The sequence below is a fragment of the Corynebacterium sp. MSK158 genome (assembly GCF_030229085.1).
In the GTDB taxonomy this organism is placed as follows: Bacteria; Actinomycetota; Actinomycetes; order Mycobacteriales; family Mycobacteriaceae; genus Corynebacterium.
Genome location: NZ_JASPHJ010000004.1, coordinates 129,861 through 149,600, shown reverse-complemented (window position 1 = coordinate 149,600; position 19,740 = coordinate 129,861). Strand labels below are relative to the sequence as shown.

The following is a 19,740-nucleotide window of genomic DNA, read 5'->3' as shown; positions in this document are numbered from 1 at the left end:
ATTCCCTGGGGACTTTGTGGTGGATAGGGTAGACACGTGGAATTGATTCTTTCCTTTGCCGCCGGCGTGGTGGCCTGCGGGCTGGCGCTGCCAGCGATTTCTTGGCTGCGCGGGCGCATTGCGCGCTACCGCCAAGCCACCGATGCCGAGGCCAACCAGGTCACGACGGTCAGCCAGGTGCTGCACTTGGCCGTGCAGGGCTCGCCGACGGCCCTGGCGGTGTTGGACCGCAGCCAAGAAATCGTCATGTCCAATTCCGCCGCCCACGAGATGTCCCTGGTGCATGATCGCGCCGTGAACCCGGACGTGTGGCAGACCGCGCAGGAGGTCTTCGAGGATAAGGAGACCCGCACCGTCGACCTGGCCATTCCCAAGCGCCGCACTGGCCACCGCGTCACACAGGTCAAGGCGGTAATTAAGCCGCTGACGCTTAACGACGGCCGCTTTGTCATCATCTACGGCACCGATGAGAGTGAAAACGTCCGCATGGAATCCGCCCGCCGCGACTTCGTGGCAAACGTCTCCCACGAGCTCAAGACCCCCGTCGGCGGCATTGCCCTGCTGGCCGAGGCCTTGCTACAAGACCCCGGTGACCAGGAAACCGTGGAGTACTTTGGCAATAAGGTTTACAAGGAAGCCAACCGCATGGCCGATATGGTCAGCGAGCTTATTTCCCTGTCCAAATTGCAGGGCGCCGAGGCCTTGCCGGAAATGGAACCGTTGGCCGTCGATGACCTCATCGAGGAAGCGCTCACGCGCAACCAACTGGCTGCGGAGGCTCGCTCCATCGAGCTCAACCGGGGCGCCTCGGTTGGCGTGCAGGTCAAAGGAGATAGGTCCCTGCTGGTTACCGCACTATCTAACCTCATCTCCAACGCGATTAACTATTCGCCGGAGAAGATGCCGGTATCGGTCTCCCAGAAAGTCGTGGACGGTGGGGTCGTGCTCATCCGCGTCACCGACCGCGGCATCGGTATCGCACCGGATGATCAAAAGCGCGTCTTCGAGCGCTTCTTCCGCGTAGACCAAGCCCGGTCGCGGCAGACCGGAGGTACTGGCCTAGGATTAGCAATTGTTAAACACGTGGTGGCCAACCACGGCGGCAACATCAAACTGTGGTCCCGGCCCGGTACGGGTTCTACATTCACCATTGAGTTGCCTATCTACAGGGAAGAAAAGCCAGCGCAGGATGCTGGCATGAAGGATAATGAGAATCAGGATGCCGTCACTGCGGCGGCGCCTGGGCTCCCGCGTGCAGTAGCACGCGTTGCAGCACGTCGAAAGGATAAAGCACAATGACCACCATCCTCATCGTTGAAGATGAAGAGTCGCTGGCAGATCCGCTGGCATTCCTCCTCCGCAAGGAGGGCTTCGAGCCGATCATTGCGCACGATGGCCCCACCGCGCTGGAAAAGTTTGCCGCTAACGACATCGATATCGTCCTTCTAGACCTCATGCTGCCCGGCATGTCCGGCACCGAGGTATGCAAGCAGCTGCGCACCACCTCGTCCGTGCCGGTCATCATGGTGACCGCGCGCGATTCCGAGATCGACAAGGTCGTCGGCCTCGAGCTGGGCGCTGATGATTACGTGACCAAGCCTTATTCCTCCCGCGAGCTCATCGCGCGTATCCGCGCGGTCCTGCGCCGCGGCCACGATTCCGGCGCCGGTGCCGACGCCGAGTTGGAGGAAGAAGTAGCCGATCAGATCCTCGAGGGCGGCCGCGTCAAAATGGACGTGGAACGCCACACCGTTACCGTCGCGGACGAGCCGGTATCCATGCCTCTTAAGGAATTCGACCTCCTGGAGTACCTGCTGCGCAACGCCGGCCGCGTGCTCACCCGTGGCCAGCTCATTGACCGCATCTGGGGCGCCGATTATGTTGGCGATACTAAGACGCTCGACGTCCACGTCAAGCGCCTGCGCTCCAAGATCGAGGAGCAGCCCTCCCGCCCGAAGCACCTGGTTACGGTGCGCGGCCTGGGCTATAAATTCGAGCTCTAGCTCTCCGCCTGCTGGCTTCCTGCCTGTAGGCTCCCGGCCTTCACGCTGGCCGGGTGCTGCGTGAGCTGGACGCCGTGCTCTGCCGCCGCGGCGCGTGCCTTGCAGTGCGCGGCCAGAATCTCATAGGACTCCCGGCCCATGAGCGCTACCAGCTCGTCTTCGTGCGATTGCCACATCGGCAGCGGGTTGGCGTGGCAGGCCGCATCAGCCGAGCAATACCAATCAAAGTCTTCGCCGCCATTACCCCAACCGCGGCGGTCATACTCGCCGATCTGCGTGCGCAAAATCTCCTGCCCATCCGGGCGCTCTTCATAATCCTCGTATCGGCGCAGCGGCAACTGCCAGCACACCTCGGGTTTTACCACCGTGAGTTCCTCGCCGGTATCGACAGCCCACTGGTGCAGCGCGCAGCCCGTACCCGTTGCCCAGCCGGCGCGGTTGGCAAAAATGCACGCGCCATCCACAATGGGTGTCTTCAGCGCCGGTTCCGGTTCGCCGTCCTCGCCGTCGAGCTCGTCCCATTCCAGCCACGGCTCCAACTCGTCCGTAGCGTCCTGCGCGAGGAACTCATCTACCCCCGCTGGGCGCAGCTGCCAATACTTGGCAGGCATGCGCGAAACGGCGTCGTAAAGCTGGTCGCGGTCTTCCTCATCGGCCATATAGGCGCCATGCACGCAGCAGCCCACCTCGGGCTGGCTCTTATCGATGCCCCGGCATGCCGACGTTCCAAATTGGCAGCTGTAGTGCGATTCCACCCATGTCAGGTCGATGGAAAAGACGTGGTGCGGGTCGTTCGGGTTGGTAAATTCAAACCACTCCCGCGGGAAATCGGGGGCCTCTTCGCGGCCCGCTCTTATCGACGCCGCCGCGGGCGAGCTCGCGGGAAAACCTAGGTATACCGTGTCAGATTTTGGGCGATTCACACCTAACCACGGTAGACCTACTACGCTATTAGTGTGCGATTAGGTGTATTAGACGTCGGAAGCAATACCGTCCACCTCGTTGCGGTCGATGCCGCGACGGGCGGGCGGCCTACTCCGATGAGCGATTGGAAGACCCCGCTCCGGCTGGTAGAACAGCTGGACAAGAAGGGCAACATCCATGAAAAGGGTGTAAAGAAGCTGGTCAGCGCCGTAGCGGAGGCGAGCGAGCTGGGCGAAAAGTTGGGCTGCGCTGAATTTATCGCCTTTGCTACCTCGGCGGTGCGCTCCGCGCATAATTCGGAGGCCGTGCTCGATGAGGTGGAAAAGCAGACCGGCGTACGCCTGCAGATTCTCTCCGGCGTGGAAGAAGCCCAGCTGACCTTCCTTTCCGCACGCCGCTGGTACGGCTGGTCCGCCGGCCGTATTACCAACCTGGACATCGGCGGCGGCTCGCTAGAGCTGTCCACCGGTACCGACGAGCACCCCGACCTTGCCTTCTCCCTCGACCTGGGCGCTGGCCGGTTGACCCATAATTGGTTCGACACTGACCCGCCGGAGAAAAAGAAGGTAAGCGCGCTGCGCGATTTTATTGATGCGGAGCTTGAGGACGCCGCTCAGCAGATGAAGGCCATGGGCCCCGCTGGCCTTGCCGTGGGTACCTCCAAAACCTTCCGTACGCTGGCGCGCCTGACCGGTTCCGCCCCCTCGTCTGCCGGCCCATACGTCAAGCGCACGTTAACTGCACCGGGTCTGCGCCAGTTGATTTCCTTCATCTCTCGCATGACTGCGGCAGACAGAGCGGACCTAGAAGGTGTAAGTTCTAACCGATCGCACCAAATCGTTGCCGGCGCTCTGGTGGCCGAGGCATCCATGCGAGCCTTGGACATCGAGAAGCTGGAAATCTGCCCGTGGGCGCTGCGTGAGGGCGTCATTTTGCGCCGGACCGACAAGGGATTGGAATAGGAAGAGATCATGGCTGACAAGAACAAGTTGACCGTGGCAGAGCTGCTGGCTCGCGATAAAAAGGCCCGCGGCGAAAAGGGCGGCAAGGACGACAAGCGTTCGCGTCGCCACCGCCGCAGCCTGGATGAAGGCGGCATTTCCGTTGCCGAGCTAACCGGCAATCTTAAGAAGGTCGAAGCTTCGCCTGCCGAGGCCAAGCACACCTCCGTCTCTATCGACGAGGACGCTCCCGTCATCCGCGCCCCCAAGGCCGCTGACGCGACCGGTGCCGACTCCGCAAAGAAGTCCACCGACAAGCCTGCAGCCAAGGCTGCCGCAAAGCCTGCTGCGTCCGCCCCGTCGGCTGCACAGCCCACCGCAAAGAAGTCGGCTTCTGCCGGCGCGGCACAGGAGGCGGCGAAGAAGAATCAGCCTTCTGCCGATGACACCGCGGTAATCCAGCGCGTGGATAAGGCGAAGGCGGACGACGCCAAGCCTGCTGCCGACAAGCCTGCCGCGGCGAAGGCGGCTACGGCCAAGCCCGCAGCGGAGAAGCCGACCACAGACAAGGCCGGCGCGGACAAGGCCACCGCAGCGAAGCCCGCTGCCGAAAAGCCCGTCGCTGAAAAGCCGAAGGCCGACAAGGGCGCAAAGGCGGCCGGAGCGGGAGCTGCGGCAGCTGGCGCTGGAGCGGCCGCTGCGGCGGCGGTGCCGGCGTCGAAGAAGGCGGGCGTCGCTAAGAGTGCAGAGGAAACCGGCAACCTTCCTAAGGTCGAGGACGACGAAGAGTGGATCGAGGAAGAGCACGAGAAGCTCAACCCGGTTTCCATCCTGCTGATGATTGTTGCGGGCATCCTGCTGGCGATTGTCATCTTCAAGGGCTTTGAGATTCTGTGGGATAGCTTCCCGCGCCTGATCGTCGCCATCCTCGCGTTGTGCGTCACCGCGATTATGGTGGGCGTGACGCACGCCCTGCGCACCGCGCGCGATGGATTCTCCATGTTCCTGGCCGGCTTTACCGGCCTTATCCTGACCTTCGGCCCGCTGCTGTTGGTTATGCTCTAAGCCCCTCGCTTGTCGACGCCCCGGTTACCCCTCGTGGTAGCCGGGGTTCCGCATTTTTGGCATGGTGGAGACTATGACAAAGATTGCAATTTTAGGTGGCGGACAAATCGGTGAGGCTTTGACCTCGGGACTCGTAGCATCGGGCTTTGCGGGCTCGGATATCACGGTCACCAACCGCACCGAATCCCGCAGCCAGGAACTCAAAGAGACTTATGGCGTCGCCACCACCAGCGATAATGCGGCGGCGGTGGACGGCGCGGACTATATCTTCGCGTGCGTGAAACCCTACGCCATCCTAGACCTGCTCGAAGGCCTTGAGCCGGCCAAGGATGCCGTGGTCGTGTCCATGGCCGCGGGCCTGACGCTAGAGCAGCTGCAGGGCGCGGCGGGCGAAGGCGTGCCGGTGGTGCGCGTTATGCCCAATACCCCCATGTTGGTGCGCCGCGGCATGTGCACCTGCGCGGCCGGTGAGCACGTGAGCGAGGCCCAGATGGACGGCGTGCGTGAGCTGCTGGAGGCCGTCGGCGAGGTAGCGGTCATCCCGGAGAAGAATATCGACGCCGCCACCGCACTGGCAGGTTCCTCCCCGGCCTACTTCTTCCTTGTAGCAGAAGCGCTTGTCGACGCCGGCGTACAGCTCGGCCTTCCCCGCGACGTCGCCGAGAAGCTTGCCGCCCAGGCCGCAGCCGGCTCTGGTGAGATGCTGGCTAGCTCCGGCCGCTCGGCCACCCAGCTGCGTGCTGGCGTAACCTCGCCGGGCGGCACCACCGCGGCCGCCGTCCGCGAGCTGGAGGAGTCCGGCCTACGCGGCGCGTTCTACCGCGCGGCAGAGGCCTGCTCCGATAAGGCCAAGGAACTCGGCTAGCGCCGCCGTGTGCGACCTCCCCGTGGTGGGGGTGTACCCACCCGGGAGTGTTGGGGCGGGTGTTAAGCAGCGCTTTTAGGGGAAACCCTAATGAATGCTGTGAAAAAATTTGGCACTTGGGTCGCATTAGTCACATGTTTCACGATAGGCTAGGGCAAGCACGTGCGTGAAGTCCTGTGGGAGGGGAAGCCTACAGCGCGTAACGAGCTGAAGGGTTAGATATATATGGCAAATGAAGAAAAGGGAACCTTTCTGACGATCGCGGAGGTCGCCGAGATTATGCGCGTCTCCAAGATGACCGTCTACCGTTTGGTTCACGCAGGCGAAATGCCGGCTGTTCGCGTCGGACGCTCCTTCCGCGTTCACGAGTCTGCCGTCAACGAGTACCTGGAGGCTTCCGTCTACGGAGCCTAGGCTCGCGCCGCACAGACAGTGCCCACCTCTGTTGGCCCTCGTGGTCAGCGGTGGTGGGCGCTGTTGTTTCTCGCTGTTGTTGTCGCGGGCCCTTTTTGGTCACGGGCTGGGTGCTGGGTAAGATGGTGTGCATTCGTGTCGGCTCGCTGATGTGGCCCGCGGTCCGTGTGGCCACGGCGGCAAGAGTGCACCTTCGCCGTTTTAGCGCTGACAAGTTTTACAGTACGTACTACACGAAAGTGAGGACTCCATGGGTTCCGTCATTAAGAAGCGCCGCAAGCGCATGTCCAAGAAGAAGCACCGCAAGATGCTGCGCCGCACCCGCGTGCAGCGTCGTAAGCTGGGCAAGTAAACCCAGCCCGCTTCTTGCCCTCCGCCATTGTGCGGAGGGTTTTTGCATGCTTGCCGACGTCCCCCAGCGCCCGCTACCGCCCTTGCTACCGCCGGTAGTAGCGCCAGCCGCCATAGGAGAAGGCGGCGGTGGCCAGTGCCGGCAGGCCATAGGTGCGGATGGCGCGGCGCACGGAGCGATAGTCACGCACGAGCCAGCCGCGGTCGCCGGCAATATCGCGCAGCTTGCGGTCCGGGTTAATGGCCACGGCGGTGCCGACCATGGACAACATGGGCACGTCATTGGCGGAATCCGAATACGCGGTGCAGCGCGAGAGGTCGAGGCCTTCGATGGTCGCGAGCGCGGCCACGGCGTGCTTCTTGCCGGGCCCGTGGAGGATATCGCCGACCAGCCGTCCGGTGAACTTGCCGTCCTTGACCTCCGCGACGGTGCCGAGCGCGCCCGTAAACCCGAAGCGACGGGCGAGCACCTGCGCCAGCTGGACCGGGGTGGCCGTCACCAGCCATACCTGCTGGCCGGCGGCTAGGTGCATCTCCGCCAGTTGCGTGGTGCCGGGGTAGGCGCGGCGGGCCAGCGAGGCGTCCACGATCTCCTCGCACAAATCCACCAGCTCGTCGACGCTGCGGCCTTTGACAAACTCCAGCGCCTGCGCGCGGCCGGCGGCCACGTCCTTGGCATTTTCGCTGCCGGAGACGCGGAACTTGAGCTGCTTCCACGCAATCGGCAGGATTTCAGAAAGCCGGAAGTAGCGCTTGCGCGCCAAGCCAAAGGCGAATTCCACGAGGGAAGAGCCTTGGATGAGGGTGTTGTCGACGTCGAAAAACGCTGCCGCGCCCACATCCACCGGCACGTCCGGGTCCTGGGCGGTGATGCGCTGCGCGCCAGCCGCGTCATAGGAGCCGGTTACCGAGTCCACGCCGGAGGCGAAATCCTCCAACTCCAGCCCAAATTCCTCCAGCGCCGCGGCGGCCGCGGCCTCACCGGCGGTGCGCTGCGATTCCTCGTCCAGTGGGGCGAGCGCTTGGGTCTCCAAGAAATTACGCAGGTTACCGCGCGAGGCGGTCCAATTGGCCAAGAAGTCGCGGGGGGATTCGGGGAACCCTGGGGGAGTGGTAGCGGACACGAGTGAGACAAACAGCTTTCGCAAACGCGGGGTGGACTAACGTGTCCATAGTAATGGTTTCGACCGCCGCCGTCCTTGTGAGGAGAATATGTCCCAGCATCTCGTCGAGCTCATGGTGCGCACCACCTGCGGTTCTTGCGCGCGCGTGAGGGAGCAGATCACCCCCGTCGTCAAGCAGGCAGGCGCGGAGCTTGCCGTGCGTAACGTGGATGAGGACGCGGAGCTGGCCATGGAGTTCGGTGACCGCGTGCCCGTTGTGGTCATCGACGGCGAAGAGTTTGCCTGCTGGGAAGTAGACAACGAGGAGTTGGCGGCCGAGCTAGCCGGTTGATTCGGGATCCGCGACACCGACGGGTAGTCTTTTGGAGGATTAAAATCAATCAAAGGGTTGAGGAGTGTTGTGCATGAGCGTGCTCGTCGTGGGCATGTCCCACCAGTCGGCGCCGGTGGCGCTGCTGGAAAAGCTGAGCATGGATAGTCCGGTCCAGGATTCCGCCTGCGGGCAACTCGTGGCGGCCGAGCCGCTGTCAGAGGCGATGATTATCTCCACCTGCAACCGCATGGAGGTCTACACCGTCACCAACTCCTTCCACGCCGGCGTGCAGGAAGTCGTGCGCGTGCTCACCCAGGTTTCGGGCGTGGGTGAGCAGGAACTGCGCAACTACCTCTACGTGCGCTTTGCCGACGCCGCGGCCGAGCACCTGATGTCCGTGACCTCCGGCCTGGATTCCATGGTGGTGGGCGAGCAGCAGATCATCGGCCAGGTGCGTAGCGCCTACCAGTCCGCCTCCGAGCAGGGCACGGTCGGCCCGCGCATTCACGCGCTGGCGCAGGCCGCGCTGCGGGCGGGCAAGCGTGTGCACTCCGAGACCGATATCGACGAGGCCGGCGCCTCCATGGTGTCCTTCGCCTTCGACCAAGCCCTGCAGCGCCTCGACGCCGCCGACCTGACTGGCAAGACCGCGCTAGTCCTTGGTGCGGGCGCCATGGCGTCCCTCGCCGCTACCCACGCCGGCCGGCTGGGCGTCAAGGAGCTGGTGCTGGCCAACCGCACCCGCGAGCGCGCCGAGCGCCTGGCCAGCCATGCGGAAGAGGCGGGCGTTGCCACCCGCGTCGTGGACTTTGCTGAGCGCGCCACCGCGCTTTCCGACGTCGACCTAGCCATCTCCGCCACCGGCGCGGATAACTTCACCATCGAAGCCGCCGACCTTCCCGCCGGCCGCGATCTCATGCTCATCGATCTCTCCCTGCCGCGTGATATCGACGATGCCGCCGCCGCGGCCGAGGGCGTGGACTTGGTCAATATCGAGCGCCTGAGCAAGTCGCTTTCGGCCGCCGATACCGATGTCGCGGCCGGGACCAGTCCGCACGTGCAGGCGCGCCACATCGTCGATGAAGAACTGGCGGCCTATACCTCAGCCCAGCGCGTGCGCGACGTCGCTCCGGCCGTAAGCGCCCTGCACCGCCGCGCGGCCGATCTCGTCGAGTGCGAGGCCGCGCGCCTGCAGCACAAGCACCCCGAGCTCGCGGGCAAGCAGCTCGAGGACGTGCAGCGCGCGCTCAAGCGTGTGGCCGATAAACTGCTGCATGAACCGACGGTTAGGGCGAAGAAGCTGGCGGCGTCGGAAAGCAGCGTCAGCAGCGAGAACGCCCTGCAGGAGCTCTTTGGCCTGCAGCTGGAAGGCTCCGGTGTGTCCGTGGCCGTCAATGAACTGCCCACCATGGCAAAGGAGGCCTAAATGTTTCAGATTGGTACCCGCGGCTCCAAGCTCGCCACCACCCAGGCGGGCCATGTGCGCGATTGGCTTATCGACGCCGGCTTTGACTCCCAACTTCACATCGTCACCACCGCCGGCGACGTCAACATGGCGCCCGTCGAGCGCATCGGCGTCGGCGTATTTACCCAGGCGCTGCGCGAGGCGCTGTATGCCGGTGAATGCGATATTGCCGTGCACTCGTTTAAGGACCTGCCCACCGCCCCCGATGAACGCTTCCGCCTCGTCGTGCCGCAGCGCCAGGATTCCCGCGAGGCGCTCGTCGCCCGCGATGGCCTGAGCTTGGCGCAGCTGCCGCAGGGCGCGCGCGTGGGCACCTCCGCCCCGCGCCGCATCTCCCAGCTGGCCGCCCTCCGCCCGGACCTGGAAATTCGCCCGCTGCGCGGCAACATCGATACTCGCATGTCCAAGGTCACCGACGGCGAGCTCGACGCCGTCCTGCTGGCCTACGCCGGCCTGCTGCGCGGCGGCTACGCGGACCGCGCCACCGAAATCTTCGAACCCTCCGTCTTTATGCCGGCACCGGCCCAGGGCGCCCTCGCCATCGAGGCCGTGGCCGGCACCGAGGCTGCCGCGGCCCTGGACGCCATTGTCGACGACCGCGCCTCGGCCGCCGCTGCTGGTGAGCGCGCCGTGCTGGCCCGCCTCGAGGCCGGCTGCACCGCGCCGGTGGCCGCCACCTCGCGCTGGGACGGCGACCAGCTCACCGTGCGCGGCGGCGTCTTCGCGCTCGACGGAACCCGCCAGCTCACCGCCACAGCCTCCGGCTCCGCGGCCGAAGCCGCCGAACTCGGCGCGCGCATCTCGGACGAGCTTTTCGCCGGTGGCGCGGCCGAGCTGCTGGGCAAGTAATTTCGCCTTTAGGCGCTAATAATTTAAGGTGTAGATACCACAGATCATTGTCCCGCAATGATCCGGCCCCCTTTAAGGGCATCCCAGGACGCAAGGCCTGGGATTTTGGCCGTTAAGACCGTGTCACCCACCGCCGGCGCGGGGAACCACACCGCATGCGATCATGTCCGTGCGCGGTGCCGCGCGCCCGATTTTAGAAAAGAACTTTATGAGCAATGCCGCGCCAGACACCCAATTGGGCAAGATCGTCTTTGTGGGCGCTGGTCCAGGTAATCCCGACCTGCTGACCGTCCGCGCCCGCGAGGTTCTGGCAAATAGTGCCATCGCCGTGACCGATCCGCAGGTCATGCAGGGCGTGCGCGATGCCGTCGCCGCCGCGCTGCCCGTTCCGCAAGAGCTTCTCGACGCCGCCGAGGCCGAATACGCCCAAATGTGCGCCGATGCCAAAGCCAAGGGCGCGCGCCGCAAACCGCCCCGCCCCGCGCCGCCAACGGCCGCGGTGTTGTACGAGCCGGCCGAAGATATCGTGGGCCAGCTGCGTGAGTGCTTGGTCGAGGCGGATGGCGAGGATGTCATCCGCCTGGTCACCGGCAACCCGCTGCACCGCGAGTCCATCAAGGCCGAGATCAACGCCGTGGCGTCTGCTGGCCTGGAGTTCCAGGTAGTGCCGGGCATGTCCCTGCCGTCTACCGTGCCGTCCTTTGCCGGCATTGCCCTCGGCTCCACCTATACCGAGGCCGACGTTACCGACGGCGCCGATTGGGACGCGCTGGCCAACGCCACCCAGCCCATCGTCCTGCAGGCCACCAAGGAGGACTTGCCGGTTGTCTCCGACGAGCTGCAGCAGCGCGGCATGCCGGCCGAGACCGAGGCATTTGTCACCGTCCACGGCACCACCCGCCTGCAGCGCACCTATGAGACCACGCTGGGCACCATGGGCAAGCTCGACGCGGACCTCACCGGCCCGCTCGTCGTTACTCTCGGCCGCAGCATCGACGACCGCACCAAGTACTCCTGGTGGGAAAACCGTCCGCTCTATGGCTGGCGCGTGCTCGTCCCGCGCACCAAGGAACAAGCCGGCCCGATGTCCGCGCGTCTGGCCGGCTACGGCGCTATCCCGCAAAACGTGCCCACCATCTCCATCGAGCCGCCGCGCAACCCGGCGCAGATGGACCGCGCCATCAAGGGCATCGTCGAGGGCCGCTATAAGTGGATCGTGTTCACCTCCGTCAACGCCGTGACCGCGGTGTGGGACAAGATCGCCCAGCTCGGCCTCGACGCCCGCGATTTCGCCGGCGTCCACCTCGCGGCCGTGGGCACCAAAACCGCGGCCGCCATTCGCTCCAAGGGCATGGTCCCGGAGCTTTTGCCACACAAGAAGAAGCAGAACGCCGAGGGCCTGCTCGATGTCTTCCCCAACTTTGTGGAAGATATCGACGCCGTCGGCCGCGTCCTGCTCCCGCGCGCCGATATCGCGGCCGACACCCTGGTTGACGGGCTCAAGGCCCTCGACTGGGAGGTCGACGACGTCGTGGCCTACCGCACCGTCCGCGCCGCCCCGCCTTCGGCCGAGATCCGCGACATGATCAAGACCGGCGGCTTCGACGCCGTCGCCTTTACCTCCGGGTCCACTGTGCGCAATCTGGTGGGCATTGCGGGCAAACCGCACCAGCGGACGATCATTGCGTGTATCGGGCCGTCGGCAAGAGCGGCCGCGGAAGAGATGGGCCTGCGCGTCGATGTGGTGCCCGAAGTCGCCGATGTGCCCGCGCTTGTCGACGCCCTCGCAGACCACGTCGCCGCCCTCCGCGCCGCCGGAAACCTGCCTGCGCCGCGCAAGAAACGCCGCTCGCGCAAGAAGGCTACTAAGGTCGACAAGGCATAAGTTTTAGTCTCGCTCTAAGGAGTACCCAATGAGCACCTTCCCAGCCCGCCGCCCACGCCGCCTGCGCACCACCCCGCAGATGCGCAACCTCGTGGCCGAAACCGAGGTCCGCCCCTCGGACCTGATTCTGCCCATGTTCATCGTGGACGGCCTCGACGCCCCGCGCGAGATTCCCTCCATGCCGGGCGTCTACCAGCACACCTTCGACTCGCTGCGCCGCGCGGCCGAAGAGGCGTTGGAGGCCGGCGTGGCGTGTATCGACCTTTTCGGCGTGCCGCTCGATGAGGACAAGGACGATACCGGCTCCGTCGCCTGGGACCCGCAGGGCATTTTGAACCGCGGTATTTCCTGCCTGCACGAGGAATTCGGCGATGACCTCATCGTTATGGCCGATACTTGCCTGGACGAGTTCACCTCCCACGGCCACTGCGGCGTGCTGGATGACAAGGGCCGCGTGCTTAACGACGAATCCGTCAAGCTCTACCAAGACATGGCCCGCTCCCAAGCCCGCGCCGGCGCGCAGATCGTCTCCCCGTCCGGCATGATGGACGGCCAGGTTGCTGCCATCCGCGCCGACCTCGACGAGGCCGGCCACGAGGACGTGGCCATCATGGCCTATTCCGCCAAGTACGCCTCCGCCTTCTTCGGCCCGTTCCGCGATGCCGTCGGCTCCTCCCTCGAAGGCGATCGCCGCACCTACCAGCAGGATCCGCGCAACTTCCGCGAGTCCCTGCTCGAGGCCGAGCTCGACATCGAAGAGGGTGCGGACTTCGTCATGGTCAAGCCCGGTCTGCCCTACTTGGATGTGCTTTCGGCCGTGGCGGAGACTTCTCCCGTGCCGGTCGCGGTCTACCAGGTCTCCGGCGAGTACGCGATGGTCAAGGCCGCGGCCGCCAACGGGTGGATCGACGGCGAGGCCATCATGCTCGAGTCGCTGACCGCATTCAAGCGCGCCGGCGCCGGCCAGATTCTGACCTACTTCGCTACCGAAGCCGCCCGCCTTCTCAAGTAAAGGAACCCTGTGACTGCTACGCCCCCGTCGTCCGCCCCTGCCCCTCGCACGCAACGCCCGCCGCGGCAGCAGCAGCGGCCGGAGTCCGTGACGTACATGCTGTGGCTGTGGCTGGGCGCGCTATGCGGCGAGGCCGTGCACCAGGTGCTCAACGTGGTGCTCACGCTGCTCAACCACGACGTACTCATGTCGCAGGCCAAGGAGATGGCCAAGTCCGCACCGGCCGGCGTGGATGAAGCCCAGCTTTCCGACGCCTTCCTCCGCACCGCCGCCTACGGTTCCGTCGCTCTTTCGGCTGCCATATCCCTGGCGATTATCGTGCTGTTGGCCTTCCTGTTGCGGTCCCTTGCTAACCGCAGCAAGCGGGCCGGCACCTCGCGCCGCGTGTGGTTCGCTTTTTCGATCTACTTCGGATTCCGTATCCTGCTGACCTTCATGGTCACCCCGGCCGGCGCGGACGTGCCCGATTGGCTCTTTGCCGCCGATGGCATGGTGCAGATCCTTGTCGGCGTCGCGGCGGTGCTCGGCCTGATTTTCTCCGTGCGGACCGAGACTTTGGACTACACCGGCGAACTCGAGCAGATGCGCGAGCTGGAAAAAGAACTCGAGCAAGCGCAGCGCGAGAAGAAGCGCGCCGAAGAAGAGCGCAAGCGCTCCAAGGATGACCAGCGCGGCAAGCATGACGGCGGCAAGCGCGACCGCACCGACCGCACCAACCGTGCCGACCGTGCTAGCCGCACTGACCGGGAGAACAAGCGATGAATAATACCGAGCGGCCCGGGCCCCGGGACTATAACCGGGCGGCCCGAAACACCTCCGCCAAGGAGAACCTCGATGCGTGGCCGCGACAGCTGCGCTGGGCCTATTGGGTGCTCGTCCTCAGCGCCGTGATCATGCTGGTCAGCGGCATGGTGGGCATCTTCGGCTCGGGAGGGCCACAGGTGGAGCCACAGAATGCGCAGGTCGCGGAGTACCTCCATTCCAATCGCCTATTTGTCGCGGTGACCAACGCCGTCGGTGCCATCCTGCTTGCGCTCTTCGCGGCGCAGCTGGCCGGCGGGTCCAAGTGGGCGCGCCGCATCATCACCGTGGTCATCGCATTCGCGCTTTTTACCAATATCGCCGCTCTTGCACTCGGCATCGGCGGGCTCGGGCTGCTGATCATCCCCATCACCTTGATCGTCGCCCTCGCGCTGCTTTTCCAGCCGCAGTCCAACCGCTTCATCAAGGACCGCAGCTTGCGTGGCTAATTAGCCCTCACTCCAACTTTTGATTCATAATTGGGGCATGTCTCGACTCAATCGTGCCCCGCTTATCGAAGCCGCCCTCGGCCGCACCCCCTCCCGACCCCCAGTCTGGTTCATGCGCCAGGCCGGCCGCTCGCTGCCGGAGTACCGCGCCGCCCGCGAGGGGATTAGCATGCTCGATTCCTGCTTCATGCCGGAGCTGCTAGCCGAGATTACACTGCAGCCGGTGCGCCGCCACGACGTCGACGCCGCCATTTTATTCTCCGATATCGTCGTCCCGCTCAAGGCGGCGGGCGTCAAGGTCGATATCGTGCCCGGTCGTGGGCCGGTGATGGAGCAGGCGGTGCGGAGTAGGGAGGACGTCGGCAAGCTGCCGCTGCTGGAGACTGACGTCCCCGAAGTTACCGAAGGTATCGCCCGCATCCTGGCCGAGCTCACCGAAACCCAAGCGCTCATCGGCTTCGTTGGCGCGCCGTTCACGCTGGCCAGCTACCTTGTTGAGGGCGGGCCATCCAAGAACCACGAGCGCACCAAGGCCCTCATGCACGCAGAGCCGGAGACCTGGCACCTGCTCATGCGCCGCTTGGTGCCGACCATCACCCGCTTCCTGCAGGTGCAGGTCGACGCCGGCATTGACGCCATGCAGCTCTTTGATTCCTGGGCCGGCTACCTCAACGAGCGCGACTACCGCGAGTTCGTGCTGCCGTACTCCCGGGAAATCCTGGCGGGCGTGGATATCCCGCGCATCCACTTCGGCGTCGGCACCGGCGAGCTATTGCCGGCCATGTCGGAGGCGGGGTCGGAAGTTATGGGCGTCGATTATCGCGTGCCCATGGACGCCGCGGCCGAGCGCGTGAGCGCCCGCGTGTTGCAGGGCAACCTCGACCCGGCCATGCTTTTTGCCGGCGACGACGCCGTGCGCCAGGCCGTGCGCACCATCCGCGGCGAGGTCGATCGGGCCCGCGAGCGCGGCGATATCGACGGCCATATCTGGAACCTCGGCCACGGGGTCTTGCCGACTACCGACGCGGAGGCCATCACCCGCGCCGTATCCATCATTCACGAGGAGGGCTAAATGCGTATTGCGATTATTGGTGCCGGCCTGGCGGGCTTGACGGCCGCTTACGAGCTGCGCGACCACGACGTTGAGGTTTTCGAGGCCGCCGGCCGTATCGGCGGCAAGCTGTACTCCGTGCCGTTTAATGACGGCCCCACCGACATGGGCGCCGAGGCCTTCCTGGCCCGCCGCCACGACGCCGTGGAATTCATCGAATCCCTCGGCTTAGGTGACAGCCTGGTTGAGCCCTCCGGCCTGCATTCGCTGGTGTACTCCGGCGAGCTTAAGCCGCTGCCGCGCGGCGGGATGATGGGCATTCCTTCGCACTCGGAGCCGGTCGCGCACTTGGTCTCGGCTGAGACCGCCCGCCGCATCGACAACGAGGAGCCCTTCGAGTGGACGGCAGGCAGCGACGTCTCCGTCGGCCGCTTGGTGCGCCAGCAGTTTGGCGACGACCTCGTCGACCACGTTATCTCCGCCCTCCTCGGCGGCGTGTACTCTTGCTCGGCCGATGACCTGGGGTTACGCGCGACCATCCCAGCGCTGGCCGAGACCCTCGACGCGCTCTCCGAGCGCGGCCCAGTCACCCTCTCGGCCGCGGTCCGCTCGCTGGAAGAAGCCCGCGCGGCCAAGCCGAGCAACGGCGGCCCCGTCTTTCAGACCTTCCGCGGCGGCTACGCAGAACTCTACGAAGCGCTGGCCGATAAATCCCGTGCCAAGATCTACCTCGATACCTTCATCTCCGGCATCACTCGAGAAGGCGAGAAATTCCGCCTAGCCGGCGCACCCGGAGATACCGCTCCCTTTGACCGCGTACTGGTGGCCACCCCGGCCCCGACCGCAGCGCGCCTGCTGCCCAAGGTGTCCCCGGGGGCGGCGGAGCGGTTGAAGAGCGTGAAGCTGGCGGCGTCGGCAGTCGTGGGCCTGAAGTTCGAGTCCGACACGGACCCGGCCGGCAACGCGTTGCCGCAGAACTCCGGCATCCTCGTCGCCACCGACCAAGACGACGTTCACGCCAAGGCCTTCACCCTGTCCTCGCGCAAGTGGCCACACTTGGCCGAGCGCGGTGGTGCCTTGGTGCGCGCCTCCTTCGGCCGCTTTGGCGACGACGCCATCGTCCGCGCCGAGGAAGACGACCTGGTGGACTATGCCCTCGACGACCTTCAGCGGCTCACCGGCTTCGACGGCCGCGCCGCGGGCGTTGCCGAGATTTTCACCCAACGTTGGTTCGGCGGTTTGCCGCGCTTTGATGCCGGACACCTGGAAACCGTGGCCGGTGCGCGGGGTGCCCTCGCGGCGACGCCGGGCATCGATGCCACCGGTGCCTGGGCCGGCGGGGTTGGCGTACCCAATGTCATCGCGGATGCCCGCGCTGCTGCGGCCCGCATCGCTCGCTAGCTGCGGGGTTCGCTAGCTGCGGGCATGCCAATGCGGCAGCAGGGCATCCTGCTGCCTGGCGGGTGCGGAGTTACTTGGGCGGTGATGGCGCGGTATCAGCCCAGGGCGGCTGCCACACCACGCGGCCTCGGCGCCGAACGAGGCGCCCGCGCACCGGTGGGGCATTCGGGTCATCGTCGTTGACGCCGTTGTGGTACGGGCAACAGGTGGCGAGGTTTGCCATATTGGTATCGCCGCCGTGCCGCCACGCCTGCAAGTGGTGCACCTGGCATTTATCCGCCGGATAGTTGCATTCGGCCCACGGGCATACCGGATTTTCCGCGGCGGCCATGAGACGCTGCTTCTCGTTTGCCATGCGCTCCGTGCGGTAGAGGTTGACCGCGCCCTCGAAGGGGTGGACGAGGGTGATAAGCCCGCGCTCTGCCAGCGTGCGCGAGACGATTTCCGCGCCGGTGAGGCGGGCGCCGTTGGTGAGCTGGATGGTGACTTCTTCGCCGTCGCCATCGATGATGCGGTCAAGCTCGTCGAGCGTGATGATCGCGTTGGTCATAATGGTCGGGCGGGCAGCCGGTGAGGCGCCGGAAGGGGAGAAGAGCTCCGCTACGGAGTCGAGGGGAGAATCCTCATCCAGACTGGATTCTAAGTCCGCGATGAGCGAAGAGGGCCCGGTAATCGCGAGGGTCCACGGTGCGTCCTTGCGGCGGCGGATGCGCACGCCGGGGCGCGGCGGGGCCGGGGGATTGAGCTCGCGCAGCTTTTTGCGCGCCAGCTTTTCCATCTCATCGGTATCGGCGGCGGTGCGGCACAGCTCCACGCGCAGGCGCCAGGCGTCGCGCTTGGTCTTGGCGCGGGATGCGTAGCGCTCGATAACCTCGAGCGTGGGCAGCGGGTGGGCGCGGTCGCGGGCGGCGGTCACCGCCTGGCGCTGCAGGCGGGCAAAGTAGGTGGGGGCAAAGAGGGCGTCGGCAAGCGTGAGCAAAGTGCGGGCCGTCTTATTGGGCGCCCCGGCGGCCCGCAGCTGGTCTTCAGACATACCGGCGCACCCGGCAACGATGTCGATGCCGGGCGCCAAGGCCGCGAGATAGGTCTGAAGAGCTGTCATGCCCCGCAGCCTAAGCCACGGCGCGCAACCCGTGCGAGGGCGAGCGCGCGAACCTGTGGATAACTAGGGCTCACAGGGCGAATTTCGGCCCGCACGCCCGGCGGGCCTGTGGATAACTAGCCCTTATTGCGGAAAACGAAGATGGAGGAGAAGTCCTGATCGCCGTGGCCCATGGCCTGCATTTCCTCGAAGCGGCCGATGGCAGCGGTCAGGGCGGGCAGTGGCTTGGTGGAGGTCATCTCCATGAGCTTGGCGTCCTTGGCTAGGGCGTCGACGGTGAAATCGCCCGGGTCGGTATTGCGCTCGCCGGTGATAAACGGCGCCTTCATATTGGCGATGAAGGACAGGCCGGTGATATCGAGCATCTGCAGCACCACCTCGGAGTCTAGGCCCTCGGACTCGCCGAGCTGCAGGGCTTCGAGCAGGCCCTCGGCGGTGACGGCGAGCGCGAGGTTTGCCAGCAGCTTTCCGATGGCCGCCGTGGCCGCCGTCTCCACTCCGATGAGCTTGTCTTCGCCTGCCCAGGACTCGGCGAGGGACATGGCTTGCTCACGGCGGGCGTCGTTAGGCGTGCCCACATAGACGCCGAGCTTGCCCTCGCGGGCCGGGCCAAGCGTGCCGACGACCGGGGCGTGGACGTAGGTTTCCACGGCGGCAGCGAACTCGCGGGCATCATTGGGCGAGACGGTGGTGGTGTCAATCCACGTCACGCCGGCGGGGATGAGCTGCGGCTCGACGACGACCTCGCGGACATCGTCGGGCCCGAAGAGAGAGGTAATAATGACCTCAGCGTTCGCTACGGCCTCGGTAGGCGAGGCGGCAAGCTCGGCGCCTTCCTCCACCAGCGGTTGGGCGCGCTCGGCGGTGCGGTTCCAGACGGTCAATTCGATGCCATCTTGCTCGTTGAGCAGGCGGCGGGCTAGTTCGGTTCCCATGCGGCCAGTTCCAAGAAATGCAATCTTCATGGTTTCCTAGTGTGCCATCATTGGGTGTAGGTTCGCCGCGACTTGCACGAGCCCCGGACGAGGGAGCCGTACCCGGAAACGCGACAAGACGGCCAGGAAGCAGTTATGGCGTGGTTCATCTTGATTTTCTCCGGCGCATTCGAGGCCGTGTGGGCGGCGGCGCTGGATAAGTCCGCAGGTTTTACGCGCCTGTGGCCCTCGCTCATTTTCCTCGTGGCCTGCGCGATTTCCATGGGCGGGCTGGCGTGGGCGATGCGCAGCATCCCGGTGGGCACGGCCTATGCGGTGTGGGCGGGCGTTGGCGCGTCGGTGGCGGTTATCTATTCTTTCGCCGCCGGACACGAGGCCGCCACGGTGTGGAAGGTACTATTCCTCGCCATGATTATCGGCGGCATCGTGGGGCTGAAAGCGGTGAGTTAGAGGTCCGGAATCCGCGGCGCGGGTGGCAGCGGCGGCGTAGGTGGCGGGGCCGGCGCGGGCATAGCGGGCACTGCCGGCACATCAGGCACCGCGTCTTCGATGCGCCCGCGCACCTCGTGCGGCGGAATATTGAGGTTTGGCAGGCCGCTTTTGTCCCTCGCAGGTGGGCGTGGGGCCGGCGCCGCTGGTTGCAGACGTGGTGCGGGCGCTGGTGCTGCCGCTGGTGCGGGCCGCTGCCGTGGCGCGGGAGCCGGGCTAGGACGCGAACCAGACTCAGGCACCGGCGCCGCGTCCGACGGCGAAGGCTGCTCGGCCGGCGGTGAGGGAGGGGCCGGCTTGT

Annotated in this window: 21 protein-coding genes and 1 riboswitch; of the genes, 17 read left to right on the top strand and 4 right to left on the bottom strand. The window is 65.4% G+C overall.

Annotated elements, in window-relative coordinates; all coding sequences use genetic code 11:
• Positions 1–36 precede the first annotated feature (36 nt).
• Positions 37–1,299: a sensor histidine kinase gene (locus QP915_RS05090; protein ID WP_284768383.1), complete on the top strand. Its 1,263-nt coding sequence runs from the start codon at positions 37–39 to the stop codon at positions 1,297–1,299.
• A complete protein-coding gene (locus QP915_RS05085; RefSeq protein WP_284768381.1) occupies positions 1,296–2,003 on the top strand; it encodes a response regulator transcription factor in 708 nt (235 codons plus the stop codon). Before QP915_RS05090 ends, QP915_RS05085 begins: the two co-directional genes overlap by 4 nt.
• On the opposite strand, the gene QP915_RS05080 is transcribed toward QP915_RS05085, so the two are convergent.
• On the bottom strand, positions 2,000–2,926 hold the full coding sequence (locus tag QP915_RS05080) for a DUF3109 family protein (RefSeq protein ID WP_284768379.1): 927 nt from the start codon (positions 2,924–2,926) through the stop codon (positions 2,000–2,002). The genes QP915_RS05085 and QP915_RS05080 overlap by 4 nt on opposite strands.
• 33 nt (positions 2,927–2,959) lie before the next feature.
• Between QP915_RS05080 and QP915_RS05075 the strand changes: the two genes are divergently transcribed.
• The 5 genes from QP915_RS05075 (at position 2,960) to QP915_RS05055 (ending at position 6,564) form a co-directional block, all read left to right on the top strand.
• Positions 2,960–3,889 (top strand): Ppx/GppA family phosphatase, encoded by a 930-nt coding sequence (locus QP915_RS05075; RefSeq protein WP_284768378.1) that lies wholly within the window; start codon positions 2,960–2,962, stop codon positions 3,887–3,889.
• A 9-nt stretch (positions 3,890–3,898) separates the two neighbouring features.
• Positions 3,899–4,933 (top strand): Rv0497 family membrane protein, encoded by a 1,035-nt coding sequence (locus QP915_RS05070; RefSeq protein WP_284768376.1) that lies wholly within the window; start codon positions 3,899–3,901, stop codon positions 4,931–4,933.
• A gap of 73 nt (positions 4,934–5,006) precedes the next feature.
• Positions 5,007–5,798 (top strand): pyrroline-5-carboxylate reductase, encoded by a 792-nt coding sequence (gene proC, locus QP915_RS05065; RefSeq protein WP_284768375.1) that lies wholly within the window; start codon positions 5,007–5,009, stop codon positions 5,796–5,798.
• A gap of 225 nt (positions 5,799–6,023) precedes the next feature.
• Positions 6,024–6,212, top strand: coding sequence for a helix-turn-helix domain-containing protein (locus QP915_RS05060; RefSeq protein ID WP_005276651.1), 189 nt, complete (start codon positions 6,024–6,026; stop codon positions 6,210–6,212).
• 250 nt (positions 6,213–6,462) lie between these two features.
• Complete coding sequence (locus QP915_RS05055; protein ID WP_003855542.1) at positions 6,463–6,564, top strand: 30S ribosomal protein bS22; 102 nt, start codon at positions 6,463–6,465, stop codon at positions 6,562–6,564.
• An 85-nt stretch (positions 6,565–6,649) separates the two neighbouring features.
• Here the strand turns inward: QP915_RS05055 and QP915_RS05050 are convergent, their stop codons facing one another.
• Positions 6,650–7,687, bottom strand: coding sequence for an HAD family hydrolase (locus QP915_RS05050; protein WP_005327220.1), 1,038 nt, complete (start codon positions 7,685–7,687; stop codon positions 6,650–6,652).
• A gap of 88 nt (positions 7,688–7,775) precedes the next feature.
• Between QP915_RS05050 and QP915_RS05045 the strand changes: the two genes are divergently transcribed.
• The 9 genes from QP915_RS05045 (at position 7,776) to QP915_RS05005 (ending at position 16,913) form a co-directional block, all read left to right on the top strand.
• A complete protein-coding gene (locus QP915_RS05045) occupies positions 7,776–8,018 on the top strand; it encodes a glutaredoxin family protein (protein ID WP_150851354.1) in 243 nt (80 codons plus the stop codon).
• 73 nt (positions 8,019–8,091) lie between these two features.
• Positions 8,092–9,426: a glutamyl-tRNA reductase gene (locus QP915_RS05040; RefSeq protein WP_284768373.1), complete on the top strand. Its 1,335-nt coding sequence runs from the start codon at positions 8,092–8,094 to the stop codon at positions 9,424–9,426.
• A complete protein-coding gene (gene hemC, locus QP915_RS05035; RefSeq protein ID WP_284768371.1) occupies positions 9,427–10,314 on the top strand; it encodes a hydroxymethylbilane synthase in 888 nt (295 codons plus the stop codon).
• Positions 10,315–10,522: 208 nt separating this feature from the next.
• A complete protein-coding gene (locus QP915_RS05030; protein ID WP_284768370.1) occupies positions 10,523–12,199 on the top strand; it encodes a bifunctional uroporphyrinogen-III C-methyltransferase/uroporphyrinogen-III synthase in 1,677 nt (558 codons plus the stop codon).
• 28 nt (positions 12,200–12,227) lie between these two features.
• The gene (hemB, locus tag QP915_RS05025; RefSeq protein WP_284768368.1) at positions 12,228–13,211 is read left to right on the top strand and encodes a porphobilinogen synthase; all 984 of its coding nucleotides are present in this window, start codon (positions 12,228–12,230) and stop codon (positions 13,209–13,211) included.
• A 9-nt stretch (positions 13,212–13,220) separates the two neighbouring features.
• On the top strand, positions 13,221–13,973 hold the full coding sequence (locus QP915_RS05020; RefSeq protein ID WP_284768367.1) for a hypothetical protein: 753 nt from the start codon (positions 13,221–13,223) through the stop codon (positions 13,971–13,973).
• On the top strand, positions 13,970–14,461 hold the full coding sequence (locus tag QP915_RS05015) for a tellurium resistance protein TerC (protein ID WP_284768365.1): 492 nt from the start codon (positions 13,970–13,972) through the stop codon (positions 14,459–14,461). Before QP915_RS05020 ends, QP915_RS05015 begins: the two co-directional genes overlap by 4 nt.
• Positions 14,462–14,498: 37 nt before the next feature.
• Positions 14,499–15,533 carry a uroporphyrinogen decarboxylase gene (gene hemE, locus QP915_RS05010; RefSeq protein WP_284768363.1) on the top strand — a complete coding sequence of 345 codons (1,035 nt, stop codon included), beginning with the start codon at positions 14,499–14,501 and terminating at the stop codon, positions 15,531–15,533.
• Complete coding sequence (locus QP915_RS05005; RefSeq protein WP_284768362.1) at positions 15,534–16,913, top strand: protoporphyrinogen oxidase; 1,380 nt, start codon at positions 15,534–15,536, stop codon at positions 16,911–16,913.
• Between the two features lie 70 nt (positions 16,914–16,983).
• On the opposite strand, the gene QP915_RS05000 is transcribed toward QP915_RS05005, so the two are convergent.
• A complete protein-coding gene (locus QP915_RS05000) occupies positions 16,984–18,015 on the bottom strand; it encodes an HNH endonuclease signature motif containing protein (protein ID WP_284768361.1) in 1,032 nt (343 codons plus the stop codon).
• A 116-nt stretch (positions 18,016–18,131) separates the two neighbouring features.
• Positions 18,132–18,980 (bottom strand): NAD(P)-dependent oxidoreductase, encoded by an 849-nt coding sequence (locus tag QP915_RS04995; RefSeq protein WP_284768359.1) that lies wholly within the window; start codon positions 18,978–18,980, stop codon positions 18,132–18,134.
• 31 nt (positions 18,981–19,011) lie between these two features.
• A riboswitch (guanidine-III (ykkC-III) riboswitch) is annotated at positions 19,012–19,077 on the top strand.
• A gap of 8 nt (positions 19,078–19,085) precedes the next feature.
• Between QP915_RS04995 and QP915_RS04990 the strand changes: the two genes are divergently transcribed.
• Positions 19,086–19,400, top strand: coding sequence for a DMT family transporter (locus QP915_RS04990; protein ID WP_005327239.1), 315 nt, complete (start codon positions 19,086–19,088; stop codon positions 19,398–19,400).
• The last annotated feature ends 340 nt before the right edge of the window (positions 19,401–19,740 follow it).

Excerpts from the sequence above, each read along its gene's own strand:
- QP915_RS05055 (WP_003855542.1), top strand. The coding sequence starts at position 6,463 with ATGGGTTCCGTCATTAAGAAGCGCCGCAAGCGCATGTCCAAGAAGAAG.
- QP915_RS05040 (WP_284768373.1), top strand. The coding sequence starts at position 8,092 with ATGAGCGTGCTCGTCGTGGGCATGTCCCACCAGTCGGCGCCGGTGGCG.
- QP915_RS05030 (WP_284768370.1), top strand. The coding sequence starts at position 10,523 with ATGAGCAATGCCGCGCCAGACACCCAATTGGGCAAGATCGTCTTTGTG.
- QP915_RS04995 (WP_284768359.1), bottom strand. The coding sequence starts at position 18,980 with ATGAAGATTGCATTTCTTGGAACTGGCCGCATGGGAACCGAACTAGCC.
- QP915_RS05060 (WP_005276651.1), top strand. The coding sequence starts at position 6,024 with ATGGCAAATGAAGAAAAGGGAACCTTTCTGACGATCGCGGAGGTCGCC.
- proC (WP_284768375.1), top strand. The coding sequence starts at position 5,007 with ATGACAAAGATTGCAATTTTAGGTGGCGGACAAATCGGTGAGGCTTTG.
- QP915_RS05085 (WP_284768381.1), top strand. The coding sequence starts at position 1,296 with ATGACCACCATCCTCATCGTTGAAGATGAAGAGTCGCTGGCAGATCCG.
- QP915_RS04990 (WP_005327239.1), top strand. The coding sequence starts at position 19,086 with ATGGCGTGGTTCATCTTGATTTTCTCCGGCGCATTCGAGGCCGTGTGG.
- hemC (WP_284768371.1), top strand. The coding sequence starts at position 9,427 with ATGTTTCAGATTGGTACCCGCGGCTCCAAGCTCGCCACCACCCAGGCG.
- QP915_RS05005 (WP_284768362.1), top strand. The coding sequence starts at position 15,534 with ATGCGTATTGCGATTATTGGTGCCGGCCTGGCGGGCTTGACGGCCGCT.
- hemE (WP_284768363.1), top strand. The coding sequence starts at position 14,499 with ATGTCTCGACTCAATCGTGCCCCGCTTATCGAAGCCGCCCTCGGCCGC.
- QP915_RS05015 (WP_284768365.1), top strand. The coding sequence starts at position 13,970 with ATGAATAATACCGAGCGGCCCGGGCCCCGGGACTATAACCGGGCGGCC.
- QP915_RS05000 (WP_284768361.1), bottom strand. The coding sequence starts at position 18,015 with ATGACAGCTCTTCAGACCTATCTCGCGGCCTTGGCGCCCGGCATCGAC.
- QP915_RS05045 (WP_150851354.1), top strand. The coding sequence starts at position 7,776 with ATGTCCCAGCATCTCGTCGAGCTCATGGTGCGCACCACCTGCGGTTCT.
- QP915_RS05070 (WP_284768376.1), top strand. The coding sequence starts at position 3,899 with ATGGCTGACAAGAACAAGTTGACCGTGGCAGAGCTGCTGGCTCGCGAT.
- hemB (WP_284768368.1), top strand. The coding sequence starts at position 12,228 with ATGAGCACCTTCCCAGCCCGCCGCCCACGCCGCCTGCGCACCACCCCG.